The 18,930-nt window shown below is 32.6% G+C and carries 17 protein-coding genes; 12 read left to right on the top strand and 5 right to left on the bottom strand.

What is annotated here, in order from left to right; all coding sequences use genetic code 11:
- The first annotated feature begins 101 nt into the window (after positions 1 to 101).
- The 7 genes from guaA (at position 102) to AJ884_RS08790 (ending at position 9,868) form a co-directional block, all read left to right on the top strand.
- Positions 102 to 1,637: a glutamine-hydrolyzing GMP synthase gene (gene guaA, locus AJ884_RS08760; RefSeq protein WP_070286643.1), complete on the top strand. Its 1,536-nt coding sequence runs from the start codon at positions 102 to 104 to the stop codon at positions 1,635 to 1,637.
- A gap of 85 nt (positions 1,638 to 1,722) precedes the next feature.
- Positions 1,723 to 3,183 (top strand): hypothetical protein, encoded by a 1,461-nt coding sequence (locus AJ884_RS08765; protein WP_070278229.1) that lies wholly within the window; start codon positions 1,723 to 1,725, stop codon positions 3,181 to 3,183.
- 239 nt (positions 3,184 to 3,422) lie between these two features.
- Positions 3,423 to 4,673 (top strand): phosphoribosylamine--glycine ligase, encoded by a 1,251-nt coding sequence (purD, locus tag AJ884_RS08770; protein ID WP_052857438.1) that lies wholly within the window; start codon positions 3,423 to 3,425, stop codon positions 4,671 to 4,673.
- Positions 4,670 to 5,122, top strand: coding sequence for an RDD family protein (locus tag AJ884_RS08775; protein ID WP_002871012.1), 453 nt, complete (start codon positions 4,670 to 4,672; stop codon positions 5,120 to 5,122). The genes purD and AJ884_RS08775 overlap by 4 nt, the downstream gene beginning before the upstream one ends.
- Positions 5,112 to 7,160, top strand: a complete 2,049-nt coding sequence (locus AJ884_RS08780; protein WP_044780114.1) for an LPS-assembly protein LptD — start codon at positions 5,112 to 5,114, stop codon at positions 7,158 to 7,160. The genes AJ884_RS08775 and AJ884_RS08780 overlap by 11 nt, the downstream gene beginning before the upstream one ends.
- Positions 7,161 to 7,229: 69 nt before the next feature.
- Complete coding sequence (locus tag AJ884_RS08785; RefSeq protein ID WP_044780134.1) at positions 7,230 to 9,389, top strand: polyribonucleotide nucleotidyltransferase; 2,160 nt, start codon at positions 7,230 to 7,232, stop codon at positions 9,387 to 9,389.
- Positions 9,386 to 9,868: a DNA-deoxyinosine glycosylase gene (locus AJ884_RS08790; protein ID WP_053872627.1), complete on the top strand. Its 483-nt coding sequence runs from the start codon at positions 9,386 to 9,388 to the stop codon at positions 9,866 to 9,868. The genes AJ884_RS08785 and AJ884_RS08790 overlap by 4 nt, the downstream gene beginning before the upstream one ends.
- Positions 9,869 to 9,905: 37 nt before the next feature.
- Here AJ884_RS08790 and AJ884_RS08795 read toward each other — a convergent pair whose 3' ends face one another.
- Complete coding sequence (locus AJ884_RS08795; protein ID WP_002853958.1) at positions 9,906 to 10,568, bottom strand: DUF4230 domain-containing protein; 663 nt, start codon at positions 10,566 to 10,568, stop codon at positions 9,906 to 9,908.
- Positions 10,569 to 10,585: 17 nt separating this feature from the next.
- A complete protein-coding gene (locus AJ884_RS08800; protein ID WP_044779037.1) occupies positions 10,586 to 11,770 on the bottom strand; it encodes an MFS transporter in 1,185 nt (394 codons plus the stop codon).
- Positions 11,771 to 11,823: 53 nt separating this feature from the next.
- Here AJ884_RS08800 and AJ884_RS08805 point away from each other — a divergent pair, with 53 nt between their 5' ends.
- Complete coding sequence (locus AJ884_RS08805) at positions 11,824 to 12,279, top strand: low molecular weight protein-tyrosine-phosphatase (protein ID WP_070242770.1); 456 nt, start codon at positions 11,824 to 11,826, stop codon at positions 12,277 to 12,279.
- 251 nt (positions 12,280 to 12,530) lie between these two features.
- Entirely contained in the window at positions 12,531 to 13,832 is a 1,302-nt protein-coding gene (locus AJ884_RS08810; RefSeq protein WP_070242769.1) for a major outer membrane protein, read from the top strand.
- Positions 13,833 to 13,950: 118 nt separating this feature from the next.
- Here the strand turns inward: AJ884_RS08810 and dnaJ are convergent, their stop codons facing one another.
- The gene (gene dnaJ, locus AJ884_RS08815; RefSeq protein ID WP_070233574.1) at positions 13,951 to 15,075 is read right to left on the bottom strand and encodes a molecular chaperone DnaJ; all 1,125 of its coding nucleotides are present in this window, start codon (positions 15,073 to 15,075) and stop codon (positions 13,951 to 13,953) included.
- A gap of 155 nt (positions 15,076 to 15,230) precedes the next feature.
- Between dnaJ and AJ884_RS08820 the strand changes: the two genes are divergently transcribed.
- Genes AJ884_RS08820 through recR form a run of 3 tightly spaced genes read left to right on the top strand, consistent with a single transcriptional unit; the run spans position 15,231 to position 17,706 of the window.
- Complete coding sequence (locus AJ884_RS08820) at positions 15,231 to 15,902, top strand: response regulator transcription factor (RefSeq protein WP_044779034.1); 672 nt, start codon at positions 15,231 to 15,233, stop codon at positions 15,900 to 15,902.
- Complete coding sequence (locus tag AJ884_RS08825) at positions 15,899 to 17,134, top strand: ArsS family sensor histidine kinase (RefSeq protein WP_002861956.1); 1,236 nt, start codon at positions 15,899 to 15,901, stop codon at positions 17,132 to 17,134. The genes AJ884_RS08820 and AJ884_RS08825 overlap by 4 nt, the downstream gene beginning before the upstream one ends.
- A complete protein-coding gene (recR, locus tag AJ884_RS08830; protein ID WP_002861957.1) occupies positions 17,134 to 17,706 on the top strand; it encodes a recombination mediator RecR in 573 nt (190 codons plus the stop codon). The genes AJ884_RS08825 and recR overlap by 1 nt, the downstream gene beginning before the upstream one ends.
- Here the strand turns inward: recR and AJ884_RS08835 are convergent.
- Positions 17,703 to 18,239, bottom strand: coding sequence for a HyaD/HybD family hydrogenase maturation endopeptidase (locus AJ884_RS08835; protein ID WP_044780122.1), 537 nt, complete (start codon positions 18,237 to 18,239; stop codon positions 17,703 to 17,705). The genes recR and AJ884_RS08835 overlap by 4 nt on opposite strands.
- Complete coding sequence (gene cybH, locus AJ884_RS08840; RefSeq protein ID WP_002855770.1) at positions 18,236 to 18,928, bottom strand: Ni/Fe-hydrogenase, b-type cytochrome subunit; 693 nt, start codon at positions 18,926 to 18,928, stop codon at positions 18,236 to 18,238. Before cybH ends, AJ884_RS08835 begins: the two co-directional genes overlap by 4 nt.
- Positions 18,929 to 18,930: the final 2 nt, after the last annotated feature.

Genomic DNA, 18,930 nt, shown 5'->3' on the forward strand with positions numbered 1-18,930 from the left:
GTGCTTGCGGATATAAAGGCAACCCTCAATACACAAGCTATGAACAAAATGGTTCGGTAAAAACCATTAAAAAATACGAACAATTACATAGGTGGTAAATAATGAAAAAAGCAGATATTTTAGTTTTAGACTTTGGCTCTCAATACACTCAGCTTATAGCAAGACGCCTAAGGGAACAAGGAGTTTATGCAGAAATTTTACCTTTTAATGTAAGTTTAGCTGATATTAAGGCAAAAGAACCAAAAGGTATTATTTTAAGCGGAGGTCCAGCAAGCGTATATGCAACTGATGCGTATTTTTGCGATAAAGGCATATTTGACTTAGGTTTACCTGTTCTTGGAATTTGTTATGGTATGCAGCTTATGGCACATCATTACAAAGCTACAGTTGCACCTGCAGGACATAAAGAATACGGTAAAGCAAACATAGAAGTTAAAAAAGATAGTGCTTTATTTAAAAATCTTCCAAAAAAACAAACCGTTTGGATGAGTCATTCTGATAAAGTAGAAAATTTACCTCAAGGTTTTGAAGTTTTAGCCACAAGTGAAAATAGTCCTTTTTGTGTTTTTGGCAACGAAGATAAGAAATTTTTTGCTCTGCAATTTCACCCAGAAGTACAACACAGTGAATTTGGCAAAAATATCTTAAAAAATTTTGCTAAATACGCTTGTAATTGTGAAAGCGTTTGGAATATGGGTTCTTTTGCAAAAACTCAAGCGGAAAAAATCCGTGAAGAAGTAGGCAGTGATAAAGTGCTTTGTGCTGTAAGTGGCGGAGTAGATAGTAGTGTAGTTGCTGCACTTTTAGCCAGTGCTATAAAAGAGCAAGTTATAGTAGTTTTTGTAGATAATGGACTTTTAAGAAGCGGAGAAAAAGAACAAGTTGAATTTATGTTTAAAAATACCTTAGGTATCGATCTTATCAGCATTGATGCAAGTGAAATTTTCTTAAGTCGCTTGGCTAATGTTAGAGATCCTGAGCAAAAAAGAAAAATCATAGGAAATACCTTTATAGAAGTTTTTGAAGAAGAAGCAAAAAAACATAAAGATGTAAAATATCTCGCTCAAGGAACACTTTATACTGATATCATAGAAAGTTCTGTTGTAGGTGCAAGCAAAACCATTAAAAGCCATCATAATGTAGGGGGCTTACCTGAAAAAATGAATCTTAAACTCATAGAGCCTTTAAAAGAAATTTTCAAAGATGAAGTGCGTGCCCTAGGACTTGAGCTTGGACTTAGCAAAGAAGTGGTTTATCGCCATCCTTTCCCTGGACCAGGGCTTGCTATACGCATTATGGGAGAAGTAAATCGCCCTAGCTTAGAACTATTGCGTAAGGCTGATGTAATTTTACTTGAAGAACTTAAAAGCACAGGTTGGTATGATAAAACTTGGCAAGCATTTTGTGTGCTTTTAAATGTTAAAAGTGTTGGGGTTATGGGGGATAACCGCACTTATGATAATGCAGTTTGCATACGCGTTGTAGATGCAAGTGATGGTATGACAGCTACTTTCTCGCATTTACCTTACGAAGTTTTAGAAAACATAAGTCGCCGTATCATCAATGAAGTAGAAGGTATAAACCGCGTTGTTTATGATATCTCAAGCAAACCACCTGCAACCATAGAATGGGAATGATTCATTTTTTCTAGCTCTTATTTTTATTATAAAATTTTTATAAAAATAAGGCTAGAATTTATTTAAGAAATTTCAAGGAAGAAATATGCATGGAAAAATAGCTATTTATATGGATTCTACAGGACGTGGAACCGTTACAAACTCAGCAAATACCTTTTTTGACTTCAATCGCCAAATTTGGAATGATAAAAAAAGTATGCCAAGTGTTGGTATGCTTGTGGAATTTAGAACTCTTTCTAGCGAAAAAAAAGCAGAAGACGGCAAGCCCGTTCAAACAAGCAAAACCATAACGGGTATAAAACCTTCAAAATTTCAAGAATTTAAAGAAGGGGATTTTATCACTGAGCATGATTTTTGGAAAACTGATAATGATGATGAATTAGAAGACTTGCAAAACTCAAGAAGAAGTGCTTATATAACAGAACTCTATAGAACAACAGACTTTGACAGTATAGAAAAAATTCCTCTTTCTTTTACTATACCTCAAGCTATACAAAAATATTTTGCCCATGAAATTTTATCCGTAGAAACACTTCAAGCCAATCTACAAGATGAAAAGGAAATTCCTTGCATACTTGATTATCTTATACTTAAAAGATTTTTATTTAAAGCTTATGATACTTTAGTTTTTATGGATAATAGCATAGACCAAACCCAATTTAGCGCGTTAAAAAGTATCATGATGCATTTAGAGAATTCATATAAGCAAATGATAGCTGATCAAAAACCAAATATCACTAAAATTTTTAACGAAACTTTTTTATCTTTGCAGTGTCATTACCAAGCTTTAGTAGCCACCATAGATACAAGAAAAAATCGTCTAGCCTCACTTGAAGCACAAATGAAAACTTTGCAATCTGAAATAAATCTTAAAAGCAATGCGGCCAATACAGACCCTGAAAAACTTAAAGCACGACAAGAAAGATTGGCTAAACTACAAAAAGAAGCAGAATACTACAGAACAACACTAAAAAGACTTGATGCTATAAGGGAAGATTTTTATAAGAAAAATTACAATATTTTCGAAAATGCTTTTAAGCTTTCACGAGAAAAGCTTTTTAAAAAAATTGTCACAGGTTTAAATCTATGTGCAACCATAATGGATGTTAAAATTTGGCACTTATCTTTAAAATCATCAGGGGTTAAAAATTCTTATTTTACCATGAGCAATATAGAAAATTCTTTCTGTTCTCTTTCTTTTGCAGAACATTACTTAAGTCGCTTAAATAAATCCGCTCTAAATCCTTTTGATCAAAAACTTTTAGTGTATATTCAAAAAATTACAAAAGAACAAAGAAAAAAATTTTTAGTTGTCACATCGGATTTAGATTTATTATGCAAATTAAAAATTGAAAACTTTTCACAAAATCCGTATTATTTAGTAAAATACGCACCTAAAAAAGTGAATTATCAGTCTTTAATGCGTGATAACACCTTTGATATAGTCTATATTGATGAAAAACATGTTTGGGAAAATGTTGCCGATATTATTTTACAAGGAAAGCATTTTGACAAATCAGGAAAAACCAAATTTAAACTGATTTAAGACATAGAAATTTAAGCTAAATTAAGTTATAATTTCCTTGCCTAAACAGTTTGTGGTATTTAAAGTGATCCAACACATTTTTATTAACTGCGATTGTGTGATTTACCGTGTTCTGTGGCATCGTTTGAGCTTTGAAAAAAGCGAGAAGTTGCAGCCTTTAAAAATTACCTAGCGGTTTTCTTTGACTTTTTGGGGTCAATCTTTGTTAAACGGCTGTTTGGGTTTAAAAGGAGATATAAATGAAAATAATGATTTTGGGTAGTGGTGCAAGAGAATATTCTATTGCTTTAGCCTTAAGAAGAGTAGACAAAAATTTAGAGTTTTATTTTGCTCCTGGAAATGGCGCTACCGAAAGTCTTGGAACAAATTTAAACCTAAAAGATCCAGTAGTTTTAGCAACCTATGCGAAAGAAAAAGGTTTTGATCTTTGTATAGTAGGAAGTGAAAGTTTTTTAGCTGAAGGTGTTGTAGATATTTTTAAACAACAAGGACTTGCTATTTTTGGGCCAAGTAAAGCTGCTGCAATGCTTGAAACCTCAAAATCTTTTATGAAAAGCTTTCTTAAAAAATACCGTATCAAAACAGCCAAATTTTTAAACACAAATGATATTGAAAAAGCAAAAAATTTTATACATAGTTTAACCCCTCCTATAGTAGTAAAAGCCGATGGACTTTGTGCAGGAAAAGGTGTTATCATAGCTAAGACTCATGAAGAAGCTATAGAAGAAACAGCTAAAATGCTGAGCGGAGAAAGCTTTGGAGATGCTGGAAAACTCGTTGTAATTGAAGAATTTTTAGATGGTTATGAATTAAGCATTTTTGCAGTATGTGATGGCAATGATTTTGTTTTACTTCCTGCAGCACAAGATCACAAAAAATTACTCGATAATGATCAAGGGCCAAATACTGGCGGAATGGGTGCTTACGCTCCTAGCTCTTTAGCGAATGAAAGCTTGCTTAGAAAAGTTCAAAAAGATATTATTTTACCGACTTTAGCAGGCATGAAAAAAGAAGGAGCGGAATTTTGTGGTGTTTTATTTATAGGTGCTATGATCGTTGGAAATAAACCTTATGTATTAGAATTTAATGTTCGCTTTGGCGATCCTGAATGTGAAGTTTTAATGCCTTTAATCGAAAATCCTTTGGAGCTTATTTTAGCTGCTACTCAAAGACGCTTAAGACACACAAAAATCAAAATCAAAAAAGAATTTGCAGTAGGGGTTGTATGCGCGAGTGAAAACTATCCTTACAAAAGTTCACCAAAAAGTGAAATTACTGTAAATAACATTCCTGAAAACTCTCATATCTCTTATGCTGGAGTAAGCCTAGAAGATGGCAAATTAATGGCTGATGGTGGAAGAGTTTTGGTTTGCGTTGGCACAGGAAAAAGTATAGAAGAAGCGCAAAAAAATGCTTATAAACTTTGTGATAATGTAAATTTCAAAGGAAAGCAATACAGAAAAGACATCGCTCATCAGGTTCTTAAATGAAAGAAAATTTACAAGACCGCTTAGAGCGTGAAAATCTAAAAATAGCAAGTTTTGGAAAAAGAGTTCTAGCTTTTTTAATCGATGATATGATTATTTCTTTGATTGTGTTTATCATTTTTTATGATCGTCTAATCCAAGCAAAAGATTTATTTGAAACAACTCAAATTATAGGAAATTTTTATCTTGGCTTCATCTTGCTTCATTTTAGTTATCAAGCAATTTTTACTTATCTTTATGGGGCAAGTTTGGGAAAAATATTATGCAAAATTATCATCTTGGATGAAAATCTTCTTGACAAACCCAATCTCATCCAAAGTTGCATCAGATCTGCCATAAGACAGGTTAGTGCTATGGCATTTATGCTTGGATTTGCTTGGGCTTTAAGCAATGATTTACGCAAAGCTTGGGAGGATTATCTAGCAAGGACAATAGTAGTCGATGTGGCGTAAATTTTCCTTATTGCTAGGAACTAGCATAGCTTTAAGTGCAGCACAAGTTGATATTTACGCTCTTGATGCAAAAAAAGAAGGTGATATTCTTACTGCAAACAATGATGTTATTATTTTTTCTGATTTTTATTTCATCACTGCCAATAAAGCAATTTACAATGAAAAAACCGGAGATGTTGAGCTTTTTGGCGATGTTAACATCCTAAGGGGACAAAACGAAAGATCACATTCTGATTATGCTAAAATCAACCTAAATTCCAATCAAGCCGATTTTAGTAATTTTTTCTTTTCCAATAACAATCTTGAAGTATGGTTTCAAAGCAAAACAAGCCATCTAAATGATAAAGTCTTTGAAAGTAAAATTTCAGCAGTTTCAAGCTGCAATGTTGAAGATCCTGATTGGGAAATTCGTTTTTCAAAAGGCTGGCTTAACCGGGAAACCAATTTTGTTCATCTTTACAATGCAAGATTATATGTTAAAAATACCCCGGTTTTTTATCTACCTTATTTTGGATTTAGTGCTGATACTCATAGACAAAGCGGACTTTTAATCCCAAAAATCGTTTTAAAAAGTAGCGAAGGCTTATACTATGAACAACCTATTTATATTGCCACTCAAGAAAATTGGGATTTAGAACTTGATCCACAAATTCGAACAAACCGTGGTTTTGGACTTTATTCTACTTTAAGATTTCTTGATTCTCCATATTCAACAGGAGAATTAAATTTTGGTGCTTTTAGAGAAAATAGCTCCTATTTTCACGATGAAAATTTGAAAAACCAAACCCACTATGGAATAGAACTAAAATACTCAAGAGATGATTTAATCAAATCTTTGCTCAGTGATAATTTTCAAGAAGGTCTATGGATAGATGCAACCTATCTCAACGATGTGGATTATTTAAATTTAGGAAGTAGAGATTATCGAGATCTTAACTCGCTTGTAACCTCCAAAATCAATTATTTTTTAGCTGATGAAAACAATTTTTATGGAGCTTATGCAAGATATTATATCGACACATCTAAACTTAGCAACAATACAACCTTGCAAGAATATCCAAGCTTTCAATATCATAGATTTTTAAATAACCTTTTTGATGAACGCTTACGTTATTCATTTGATGCTTCATTTCATAATTTTTACCGACCTGCTGGTTCTTATGCAAATGAGTTAAATTTAGACTTGCCTATCTCGTATCACAATGCTTTTTTTGGAAACTTTTTACACTTTACTTTTACAGAAAGATTTTATGCTTCTTTTGTAAATTATAGCAACGATCCCGAAAGAAACCATGAGCATTATTTTAGAAACACTCATGATTTTAATCTCTACACCGATCTTTCAAAAGCTTATGAAAATTTCTTTCATACTTTAAATTTAGGAGTGAATTACATTTTACCAGGAGCAAAATCAGGTAAAATCACGCAAGATTATCTTGAAGAATACGACAAAGAAAACGAACATACAAGTCTTTATGCTGTACAATATTTCTATAACAACGAAGGACAAAAAAAACTCAAACACAGATTTTCACTTGACTATCTCAATAAACAAAATAAATTCTATGAACTTGAAAATCTTTTAACTTATTATTTTAATGAAAACATCAATCTCAACAGCGAAGTGCTTTACTCTTATGAGCAAAGTCGCTTTACCAATGTCATCAGCCAAATAGAAGTCAATACAAATTCAAAATTTAATTGGATGTTTTCTCATGCTTATCAAAACGATGAGTATGGAAAATATAGCTTTATTGGCACAAGAGCAAATTATATTGCCACACCTAATTACAATTTATTTGGTGGAATTTGGTTTGATACTCAAAGAGCTCATGCAAACATGTGGGAACTTGGCTATACCTATCAAAGAAAATGTTGGAACTATTCTTTAATGTATAGAGAAAGAATCGATCCACAACTCACAAGTGGTGGTATCACAGCTAAAAATCAAAGCGGAGTTTATTTTATTTTCAACTTCTATCCTTTAGGAGGAGTAAAATACGATTTCTCTTTAGCAGAAAGTGAAAACAAAATTTAAAAAGGATGAAATTTGCTAAATATTTTAAAAAATTTTACGAATTTATTATCTGGTAAAAAAGGAAAAATAATGCAATACAGCATAGAAATTAACAAAAATACAGAAATATTTGATATAGATAAAGTCGCCAAACAAGCTGCTGGTGCTGTTTTAATGAGACAAGGCAAAAGCGTTGTTCTAGCTACAGTTGCAAGAGAAGAAAAACAAGTTGAAGAAGATTTTTTACCTCTAACCGTCCAATACATCGAAAAAGCTTATGCCTCGGGCAAAATCCCTGGTGGTTATGTCAAAAGAGAAACCAAGCCAAGTGATGCAGAAACCTTAACAGCACGCATCATTGATAGAAGCTTACGCCCTCTTTTTCCAAAAGGCTATGCTTATCCAACTCAAATCGTTGTGATGGTTCTCTCAGCCGATCCTAAAGTAGATTTGCAAGTAATGAGTTTAAATGCCGCAAGCGTGGCACTTTATCTTAGTGATATACCTATGAAAGCTCCAGTATGTGGTGTTCGCATAGGAAAGATAGATGGAAATTTCATACTCAATCCAAACAATGAAGAGCTTCAAAATAGCACTCTAGATCTCTATGTAGCAGGTGTAAAAGATGAGCTTTTGATGATAGAAATGAGAGCCTTACCTGATCAAAAAGAAAATGAAATTTTTATCGAAGCTCCTTATGCTGATGTTTTAACTCAAACCACTTCACAAAATATGAATGAACTTAGCGAAGATGAAATTTTAGAAGCTCTAAATTTAGCTCAAAAAGCTATATTAAATGGCTCAAATGCTTATGAAGAAGCCTTTAGCAAACACAAAAAAAATTCTCAAATCGAACTAAAAAATGAGATTGAACATCCTGAAATTTTAGCTTTTATAGAAAATAATTTCCAAAAACAAATCAAAGAAGCCATCAACCAAATGGCAAAAAGCGAAAGAGCAAGCGAACTAAATAAAATTGCTAAAGAAATTTTAAATCTTGAAATCGCTAAAGACTGGAGCGAAGAAAGTATCTTAAATACCTTAGCTAAAGTCAAACGCAAACTTATTCGTGAGCAAATTTTAAATGAAGGCAAAAGAGCTGATGGTAGAAGTTTAAACGAGGTGCGTCCTATCAGTATAGAAACCAATCTCTTGCCAAACGCTCATGGCTCTTGTCTTTTCACTCGTGGACAAACTCAAGCTCTAGTGGTTGCAACCTTAGGCGGAGAAAACGATGCTCAAATGATAGACTTGCTTACAGAAAAAAATCCTATAAGCGAACGCTTTATGGTAAATTATAATTTTCCAGGTTTTTCAGTAGGCGAAGCAAGTCCTATCAAAGCTCCAGGAAGAAGAGAGCTAGGACATGGAAATTTAGCCAAAAGAGCACTTTATCCAAGCATAGATGAAAACTATCCTTATGTAATCCGCTTAGTCAGTGAAATTTTAGAAAGCAATGGCTCAAGTTCTATGGCAACGGTTTGTGGCGGATCTTTAGCCCTAAAAGCAGCAGGAGTGCCAAGCTTAAAACTTGTTGCAGGAGTAGCCATGGGGCTTATCTTTGAAGATAGCAAATTTGCTGTTTTAACAGATATCATGGGGCTTGAAGATCATGATGGGGATATGGACTTTAAAGTAGCAGGAAGCAAAGACGGCGTTACTGCTCTTCAAATGGATATAAAACTAGGCGGAATCGATCAAGAAACACTAAAACAAGCTTTATACCAAGCCAAAGAAGGAAGAATTCACATCCTAAATATCATGGAAGAAGCTGCCAAAGAAATCGTAGTCAATGAAGAAGTTTTACCTAAACTTGAGCTTTTTAGCGTTGATCCTTCAAAAATCGTTGATATCATAGGGCAAGCTGGAAAAACCATCAAAGAAATCATAGAAAAATTTGGCGTTTCTATAGACTTAGATCGCGAAAAAGGTGAAGTAAAAATAGCAGGTAATCAAAACGAGCAAATCAAAGCCGCAAAAGACTACATCATAAATATCACAAGCTCTCAAAAAGGAACTAAAAAAGGCTCTAAAGACAAAGATATATCAGACTTTGAACTTGGGCAAGAATTTCAAGGTATTATTAAAAAAATCGCTCCTTTTGGAGCCTTTGTGGAACTTAAAAATGGTGTTGATGGTTTATTGCATAGTTCAAAAAGCAAGCATCTTAATTTAAGCGAAAACCAAAGCTTAAAAGTTAAAATCAGCGAAATTAAAAATGGAAAAATTTCTGTGGATTTGTGCGAGTGAGTGAATTTCTAACTCACCCTTTTGAGCCTTTTTTTGACAAGGATTCTAGAATCTTAATTTTGGGCTCTTTTCCTTCTATCAAATCAAGACAAGACGGCTTTTATTATCAACACCCAAGAAATCGTTTTTGGCCTATACTAGAAACACTTTTTGATGTAAAATTAGAAAATATCACAGAACAACAAGCCTTTTTAAGAAAAAAACATATCGCTCTTTGGGATGTACTTCAAAGTTGCAAGATAAAAAATTCAGATGATAAAACCATAAGCTATGCAAAAGCCAATGATTTAAACCTAATCCTTTCTCAAGCTAAAATCCAAGCCATTTTTACCACCGGACAAAGTGCTTATAAATTTTTTACTAAATTTCACTCTCATTTAAAAGCCGTAGCCCTACCCTCAACTTCTCCTGCAAATTTAAATTTTTCTTTTGAACAGCTTTTACAAAACTATGAAATAATCAAAAAATTTACAAAATAGCAAACTAAGCATTACCCAAGCAAGAAAAGAAAAAAAGCTAGTTTACATCTAACTTTTGTGTGTTATCTTTAAATTCAAATTCCACTCTCTTAGCCCCAAAACCTTTAGCAATAGCTTCTAAAGTATCCTTAGCGCTTTTATGAATTTTGCTTTCTAAATTTTGGATAAGATTTAAAGACAAGTCTTTAACCTCATCTTTGGCTTCTTTTATGAGTTTGTTTTTATCACTTTCGCTAAAACTAATCCCCGTACTATTGATAGAATCAGGTAGTAAAAAAGGTAAAAATTTAGCATTTTTTTCATCATAAAATTTCATATCTATGATGCTGTGTTTATATCTACACTCTGGCATGATGATCTTATAAGCATCGTCCCCTAAAGGCAAAATATCAAAGTTTTTATCCCTTAAATCATACAAGAAAGTGATCTCAAATTCAAAAATCAAAGCAATCTGTCTTTCACTCAAAGACCATCCTAAAAGATTTTTCCAAATTCCATTAAAAGCGCTATCTTTTTTAGTGACAATCTCTTTACTAAAAACTTGAAAAACACTTAATTCTCCTATGGATTTAAGCTGCATGATATCGCTAAAACTTTGCGTGCTTTTTTCTTCTATTTTAGGGCTTTTATACTGCCTAAAAAGCACTACAAACAAAAGTACAAGTAAAATCATCACTAAAACAAATAAAATCATTTCCATTTTAAACCTTTCTAAATTTATAAACCTTGATTTGAAAAGATATATTTTTTCTCAAACGCTAAGAAAATAAAAGCATTAATGATAAAAATCAAACACACAAAAGTAAAAACAAATTCCACGCTAAAATGAGAAGCCATAAGCCCTCCACCAAAAGCACCGCAAAAATTTCCCAAAAATTGACAAGTTTGATTAAAACCAAAAATCACACTTAAATTTTTAGCACTCACGCTTTTTTTAAGCAAGGCATTCACACAAGGCAAAAGCCCTCCAAGTCCTACACCTATAAGTAAACGCACGAAAATAAGCATATAAACATTACTTGCTACAGCCTGCAAGTAAAAGCAAATTCCACAAAATATCAAAGCTATCAAAATAATCTTACTAGGCCCTATCTTATCAGCGATTTTTCCAAGTTTTGGTGCAAAAAAAAGATTACTAATCCCACTTGCAGCCACTACTATACCTGCCCAAAGAGCCAAATTTCCACCTTGATGAATTTGCTCAACATAGATACTTAAAATTGGCATCACTCCAAAAGTGCCAAATTGTATCACAAAAGTAGTGATAAAAAGAACGATGATAAGGGTTTTGTTTTCTTTTACTTTTTGAGTATTTTTCTTCGCCTCTTTTTGAATTTTTCTCTCATGGATAAAAAAATAAATCGTCACAAAAGAACAAGCGATCAAAAAAGCCACCACATCAAAAACCGCACTAATGCTAAAAAATTCAGCCACAAAGCCACCAAACAAAGGCCCAAGCAAACTTCCACTTATAGAAGCCGTAGAAAGAGTTCCTAAAGCATAAGCCACTTTTTCTTTAGGCGCTATCACAGCGATAAACACAACAGCAGCAGAAGTAAAACCTGAAATTATCCCTGTTAAACCCCGCACAAAAACCACTTCTAAAGCACTATGAGCAAAGCTAAGCCATAAGGTTAAAACCGACATTCCAAAACTTGCACGAAGAAGCATATTTTTATAACCATACTTTGCACCCAAAAAAGCCCATAAAGGTGAAAAAACAGCCATAAAAAGCGGAGTGATCCCAAAAGCAAGTCCTGAGTAAAACGCTATTTCACTCGTATCAACATGTCCTAGTTCTTTGATATAAAAAGGCAAAATCGGAGCGATTTGACTAAGCCCCATGCTTGTGGTAAAAACACCAAACCAACACACAAGCAAAGTTCTATTGAAATTTTCCATGGATTTATTGTATGATATTTTTTATAATTTTTAATTAAAACTCAAGGATAAAAATGAAAAAAATACTCTTTATATGCTTAGGCAATATATGCCGTTCGCCTATGGCAGAATTTATCATGAAAGATCTTGTCAAAAAAGCAAATTTAGAAAAAGAATTTTTTATAAGCAGTGCTGGAACTTCAGGAGAACACGATGGAGAAGGTATGCACTATGGTACCAAAAACAAACTTGCCCAACTTAACATAGAACACAAAAATTTCATAAGCAAAAAACTCACTCAAAAGCTTTGCGATGAAAGCGATTTTTTAATCACCATGGACAATTCTAACTTCAAAAATGTTTTAAAAAACTTCACCAACACCCAAAACAAAGTTTTAAAAATCACTGATTTTAGTCCTAGTCTAAACTATGATGAAGTCCCTGATCCTTGGTATAGTGGGAATTTTGATGAAACTTATAAAATTTTATCCCTAGCTTGTAAAAATTTACTTGTTTTTTTATCAAAATAATTTAAAACAACTATATATTACTTCTCGTTTACTTTTTAGACTTATACTTCTAAACGAACCGAAAAACATTCATAAGAAAAACTCCTTAAAATTACACGCCTAGCTTAAATCCCTTTAGCTAGGCTTTTCTTTAGATGTTTTTATCCTTCAGATTTAAAATTTTTACTATTTTAAGTGCTTCTTAAGAAAAAACTCCAAATTTATGTGCTACAATTACGATGTTTTATTAATTTTTGACAAGGAGAATTCTCATGAAACTAGTTAAACTTAGTTTAGTTGCAGCTCTTGCTGCAGGTGCTTTTTCAGCAGCTAACGCTACTCCACTTGAAGAAGCGATCAAAGATATCGATGTATCTGGAGTATTAAGATACAGATATGAAAGTAGCAATCCATGGAGCAATGATAATTTTGGTTCTGGTATTTCTGGTAAACAAGATCATAAATACAGAGCACAAGTTAACTTTAATGCCGCTATAGCTGATAACTTCAAAGCTTTTGTTCAATTTGACTATAATTCGAAAGATGGTGGTTATGGTGAAAATAGCATCAGCAACACAAGTGATACCTTAAGTGTTCGCCAATTATATTTAACTTATACAAATGAAGATGTTGCAACAAGCGTAATCGCTGGTAAACAACAACTAAACACTATCTGGACTGATAATGGAGTTGATGGTTTAGTTGGAACAGGTATTAAAGTAGTAAACAACAGCATCGATGGTTTAACTCTAGCTGCTTTTGCAGTAGATAGTTTCAACGAAGCTTCAGACTCTACTGTAATAATCACTCAAAATCCTAGTAATAAAATTACAGGAGTTCAATTTAATCGTGGAAATCCTCAAGGTGATAGCGATACAAGCGGTGCTTTAAACTGGGATAAAAATCTTTATGGTGCTGCTGCCATAGGTTCTTATGAATTCTTAGGTGGACAATTTAATCCTCAATTATGGTTAGCTTATATGAGTGATAATGCATTCTTATATGCTGTAGATGCAGCTTATAGCACAACTATCTTTGATGGAATCAACTGGACTCTTGAAGGAGCTTACCTAGGAAATTCCTTGGATAGCAAACTTAAAAATGCACTTTCAAATCATGCAGCTAACGGTAATTTCTTCGCTTTAAGAGGTAGTGTTGAATTAAATGGTTGGGATGCTAGCCTTGGTGGTTTATACTATGGTAAAAAAGATAAAGTTACTTTAACCACAATTGAAGATCAAGGTAATCTTGGCTCTTTGCTTGCAGGTGAAGAAATTTTCTATACTAATGGTTCTAATTTAAATGGCGATATTGGTAGAAATATCTTTGGTTATGTAACTGCTGGATATACTTTTAATGAAACAGTTCGCGTTGGTGCTGACTTTGTATACGGTGGAACAAAAACAGGGGAAATTGGCAATGGTGGTAAGAAACTTGAAGCTGTTGCAAGAGTAGATTACAAATACTCTCCAAAACTTAACTTCTCAGCATTCTACTCTTATGTAAATGTTAATACAGATCCTGAAAGCACTCATCACGATGCTGTAAGACTTCAAGCTCTTTACAAATTCTAAGGGGTTTTCAAGTTTAACTTTAAGGCGGGATTTTACCCCGCCTTTTTTTATGCCTGATTTTTAAAACTTAAATTTATATAAAAAAAAGATTTTCCCAAGCTAAAAAGCTTTAGGAAAATTAGGACTTAAACCAATTAGCGATTTTTTCAAAAAGCCCTTTTTGCTCTTGATGCATACCATCTTTGATACCAAAACTTTCACTTAGTTTTTCTAAAAGTTCTTTTTGTTCATCGTTTAAAGAAGTTGGGAATTTGATAGAAATTTGAACGATTTGATTTCCTATGCGAGAACTATGAACATCTTTTACTCCTTCTTTTTCAAGAACAAATCTTTGCCCATCTTTAGCACCCTTTGGTAAATTTAAACTTGCTTCACCGCGTATGGTAGGTACTTTTATACTCTCTCCTAAGATAGCTTGAGTAAAAAACACTGGAAATTCTATATATATATCATCATCATCTCTTATAAAAGTATCATCTTCAGCAGCGATGATCTTAACATACATATCCCCTCTAGTGCCATTTTTTAAGATATTGCCTTTAGCATTGACACGAAGTTTCATACCTGTATCTACACCTTCTGGGATATTAAGCTCGACACTATCTTTGCTTTCATTATAACCTAAACCTTTACAATCGCTACATTTTTCACTAGCTTTTTCTCCACTTCCTTGACAATCAGGACAAGTTTGTGCAAAAGTAATAAAACCTTGAGAAATTCCAACCTGTCCCCTACCTTGACACTTTGGACAAGTTTGAAGTTTTCCATCTTTAGCCCCTGTTCCATTACAAGTTTTACAAGAGCATTTATAAGTAAAGTCTATATTTTTCTTACAACCAAAAACCGCTTCTTTAAAACTTAATTTTAAATTAACGATAAAATCTGAAGGGATTTTCTCATCATTTGAACTTTTTCTACGACGCGATGATGAGCCAAAGCCTTCTCCAAAAAAACTAGAAAATATATCTCCTAAATCTTCAAAACCACCAAAACCTGAGCTACTAGAACCAAATCCACCGCCTTTTAAAGCATCTTTTCCATATCTATCATAAATAGCTCGCTTTTCATCATTACTTAAAACTTCATAGGCTTCATTAACAAGCTTGAATTTATCTTCTGCTTCTTTATCGCCTTGATTTCTATCGGGATGGTATTTTAAAGCCATTTTTCTATAGGCTTTTTTTATGGTTTCTTTATCAGCACTTTGCGTGATTTCAAGAATTTCATAATAACTTATTTCCACATTATTCCTTTAAAAAATTTAAAATTTTGCTAGAATTTTAATCTTAAAAATTCAAAAATCTAATTTTAGCAAAAATAAAATCAATAATTTATCAAATTTTAAATAAAATTATGCAAATATTATAAATCTTAGATAAAAATTTAAAGGATGCCAAAATGATTAACGTGTTGATGATAGAAGATGATCCTGATTTTGCGCAATTATTATCTGAATATTTAGCGCAATTTAATATTAAAATCACAAATTTTGAAAATCCTAAAAGTGCTTTAAATGTAGGCATCCAAGGCTATGATTGTCTAATCTTGGATTTAACTTTACCAGGAATTGATGGTCTTGAAGTTTGTAGAGAAATCAGACAAAAAAGCAATATTCCCATTATTATCTCATCAGCTAGAGGCGACTTAAGCGATAAGGTTGTAGGGCTTCAAATTGGTGCTGATGATTACCTACCAAAGCCTTACGATCCAAAAGAAATGTATGCAAGGATTATGAGTCTTATTCGTCGCACAAAAAGAGTTGAACACGCAAATAATGAAAATATTAATTCTGCTTTCAAAATCGATGAGAGAAGGCATGAGATCACCTATGAAGATAAGGTTTTAACACTTACTCCTGCTGAGTTTGAAATTTTAGAATACCTTATCCAGCAGCACGGATATAGCGTTTCAAGAGAACAGCTTGTAAGTCGCTGTAAAAATCTAAAAGATAAAGATTCTAAAAGTCTTGATGTTATCATTGGTCGATTAAGAGTAAAAATAGGAGATAGTTCAAAATCTCCAAAACATATTTTTTCTGTTAGAGGTATAGGATATAAACTAATAGGATGACAAAAAATTATTCTATTTATACCAAGCTAATTATTTTATTTGTTGTTACTTTTTTCTTAGTTTGTGTGCTTTTTATCGTTCTTTTGAAAATAGAAGGAAGTGCTTACAACGAAGAAGAAAGTTTAAAACAAGAAAATCTTATAAAAAATTTACTCATCTCCTATGAAAACACTTCAGGTGCTAAAATAGGATCCTATCTTGAAAATAGCGGTTTTAATACTATACAAAATCCCTATCTTGTAAAAAGCATAAGAAATAATGGACAATCACTTTTTAAAGCAAATGGAGAATTTTGCACCCTTTCTTCTTTAAAATATCATAGCAATCTTTATTTTGATGTTCAATGTAAAGATTTTGATGGCTTATATGAAGAAAATACTAGCGATAGAGTTTATAATCTTTTATTAATAGGATTTTTTTCTTTTTCTTTGTTGGTTGTTTTTATGTATTTTTCGGTATTAAAATCTTTAGAACCTTTAAAAAAATTAAGAAGGCAAGTTGCTAAAGTTGCAAATGGGGAGCAACCTGATTTTTTAGATTATCAAGAAGATGAAGTAGGAAAAATCGCCTTTGAATTTCAAAAAGCTTTTAAAAAAAATCAAGAATTAATCCAATCAAGACAACTTTTCCTAAGAACAATTATGCATGAGTTAAAAACCCCTATAGGAAAAGGGAGAATTATTTCTGAAATGATCAAAGAAGACAGACAAAAAGAAAGACTTATCGCTATATTTTTACGTATGGATTCTTTGATCAATGAATTTGCCAAAATCGAAAATTTATTTTCAAAAAACTACAACTTACACTTTAAACCTAGTCGTTTTAGCACTATACTTGAGGAAGCTAAAGAACACCTTATGAGAGATGATTTTAATAAAGTTGTAAAAGTCGATATCAGAGATGATGCTTTAATCAATGTTGATATGGAAATTTTCTCTGTAATTTTAAAAAATCTTATCGATAATGCCTTAAAATACTCAAACAATGGCACTTGTGAGCTTTTTTGTTGTAAAGAATGTTTTACCATTAAAAATCCAGGCAAGCCTTTAGCAGAGCCTATAGAACATTATCTTGAAGCTTTCGCAAGAGAAAAACACAATCAGGTCAAAGGTATGGGGCTAGGACTTTATATAGTTTCAGAGGTATGTAAACTGCATAATTTTGATTTGATTTATTTTTATGATGATGGAAAGCATTGTTTTAAAATTTTCTTTGGAGATAAAGAAAAATAATGGCAAAAGGCCTAGAAAAATTCAACGAACTTGTTGAAAGTTTTGCAAATTTACCTACCATAGGGAAAAAAACTGCCATAAGGCTTGCTTATCACCTTTGCATAAATAATCAAATCGATGGTATGAAACTCGCACACAATATAGAAAATGCTATCCGCTTTATAAAACCTTGTGAGCAATGCGGTGCTTTAAGCGAAAATGAGCTTTGCGAAATTTGCAGTGATGAAGAAAGAAATAAAAACATTTTATGTATAGTTGAAAGTCCAAAAGATATACTAACGCTCGAAGAGAGTCAAAGTTACAATGGGCTATATTTTGTTTTAGATGAGTTAAATGAAGAAAAACTTGAAAAACTAAAGCAAATCATACTTAAGCTAAATATCTCTGAGCTCATTTTTGCATTGACACATAGCATTAATTCTGATGCAACTATCTTTTTTATAGAAGATAAATTTAAAGATTTAAACCTAACTTTTAGTAAAATCGCTCAAGGAATTCCAAGTGGTGTAAATTTAGAAAATGTGGATTTAATCTCTTTAAATAAAGCTATGAATTTTAGAACAAAAATTTAGAAATTTTTATAAGAAATATCGGCTAATTCTTGCAAGGAAAAATCTGCAATCTTTTCATAAACAAAACCTTCCTTGCTTAAAAAATCAAGTAAAGTTTTTTCCATGATTTTAGCCCCTTGTATAAGCTCATCTGAAAGCTTAAAACTCATCGCTTCAATACGCTTTGGCACACAAGCTAAGATGTGTGTTTTAGGCAAATCTCCTGCAAGCTCCATGTATTGCAAGGTTTGAAGCATTTCTATTTCATGAGCACTTCCACTCCAGCTAATTTTATTAGGCATAGCATCATAAGGAAAGAAAAATACATCTCCTATACTCGCATCTTGCGCTTCTATGCAGTCTAAAACGATAAGTCTATCGTACCTAGCGATGATATAGCTAAGTTGCAAAGCCAAAGTTCCACCATCAATAAAATCTAAAGTAAATTCAGGATGAGTGAATTTGTAGTTTTTTTCAAGTTGTTTGCAAAGATGAACGCCTAAGCCTTCATCTGCAAACATGATATTGCCTATTCCAAGGACTAAGAATTTCAATGCTTTTCTTCTTTTACAAATTTATATCCGCTAATAATAGCATCCATAGCACCATCTTTACCTTTTACTGCGTTAAAAATCGCCATGTAAATATGTACTGGTACAAAAATCATAATCACCCACATCAAAATTCTATGATAAGTTCTTACATCAGCCAAACCGCCCATTGCAGCTTCAAGTGGTCTTAAAATATGATATAAAAGCCCACCTAAGCCCTCATGGTAAGTATGAGTATAAAGAATAAGCCCTGTAAGAATGATACCTAACATCACAAGATAAAAGAAAAAATAAGTTACAAATTGCAAAGGATTATAAACCCCTTTTAAATGCGGATGTTTTCCTAAGAAAATGTAAAATTTTACTTGTTCTATCCATAATTTGATATTAAAAATATCCCATACACTTCTGCGTTCTTTTGCACTTACCTTATCGCAGAAAAACAAATATACTTTAAAAATAATACAAGCGATTAAAACAAAACCCACCGCTTGATGTACTAAACGGTATTTTGCTTGCATAAAATTTACGGGTTCGCCGTTGCTAATAGGACTTTGAAACACATAAGAAAGATAATACCCTGTGCCAATAAGAATCACTATAGCAATAGCTCTTACCCAGTGCGTTAAACGCAAACCTATGCTAAATTCATATTCAGCTTTTCTTTGCAATTTTTCTTCTTTGTTTTGCATGA

The sequence above is a fragment of the Campylobacter sp. BCW_6463 genome (assembly GCF_001762785.1).
In the GTDB taxonomy this organism is placed as follows: domain Bacteria; phylum Campylobacterota; class Campylobacteria; order Campylobacterales; family Campylobacteraceae; genus Campylobacter_D; species Campylobacter_D jejuni.

What these genes read in the sequence shown, in the direction of transcription:
- purD (WP_052857438.1), top strand. Translation starts at nt 3,423, where the DNA reads ATGAAAATAATGATTTTGGGTAGTGGTGCAAGAGAATATTCTATTGCT.
- AJ884_RS08825 (WP_002861956.1), top strand. Translation starts at nt 15,899, where the DNA reads ATGACAAAAAATTATTCTATTTATACCAAGCTAATTATTTTATTTGTT.
- recR (WP_002861957.1), top strand. Translation starts at nt 17,134, where the DNA reads ATGGCAAAAGGCCTAGAAAAATTCAACGAACTTGTTGAAAGTTTTGCA.
- AJ884_RS08800 (WP_044779037.1), bottom strand. Translation starts at nt 11,770, where the DNA reads ATGGAAAATTTCAATAGAACTTTGCTTGTGTGTTGGTTTGGTGTTTTT.
- AJ884_RS08805 (WP_070242770.1), top strand. Translation starts at nt 11,824, where the DNA reads ATGAAAAAAATACTCTTTATATGCTTAGGCAATATATGCCGTTCGCCT.
- AJ884_RS08785 (WP_044780134.1), top strand. Translation starts at nt 7,230, where the DNA reads ATGCAATACAGCATAGAAATTAACAAAAATACAGAAATATTTGATATA.
- AJ884_RS08795 (WP_002853958.1), bottom strand. Translation starts at nt 10,568, where the DNA reads ATGGAAATGATTTTATTTGTTTTAGTGATGATTTTACTTGTACTTTTG.
- AJ884_RS08775 (WP_002871012.1), top strand. Translation starts at nt 4,670, where the DNA reads ATGAAAGAAAATTTACAAGACCGCTTAGAGCGTGAAAATCTAAAAATA.
- AJ884_RS08780 (WP_044780114.1), top strand. Translation starts at nt 5,112, where the DNA reads ATGTGGCGTAAATTTTCCTTATTGCTAGGAACTAGCATAGCTTTAAGT.
- AJ884_RS08820 (WP_044779034.1), top strand. Translation starts at nt 15,231, where the DNA reads ATGATTAACGTGTTGATGATAGAAGATGATCCTGATTTTGCGCAATTA.
- AJ884_RS08765 (WP_070278229.1), top strand. Translation starts at nt 1,723, where the DNA reads ATGCATGGAAAAATAGCTATTTATATGGATTCTACAGGACGTGGAACC.
- guaA (WP_070286643.1), top strand. Translation starts at nt 102, where the DNA reads ATGAAAAAAGCAGATATTTTAGTTTTAGACTTTGGCTCTCAATACACT.
- AJ884_RS08810 (WP_070242769.1), top strand. Translation starts at nt 12,531, where the DNA reads ATGAAACTAGTTAAACTTAGTTTAGTTGCAGCTCTTGCTGCAGGTGCT.
- cybH (WP_002855770.1), bottom strand. Translation starts at nt 18,928, where the DNA reads ATGCAAAACAAAGAAGAAAAATTGCAAAGAAAAGCTGAATATGAATTT.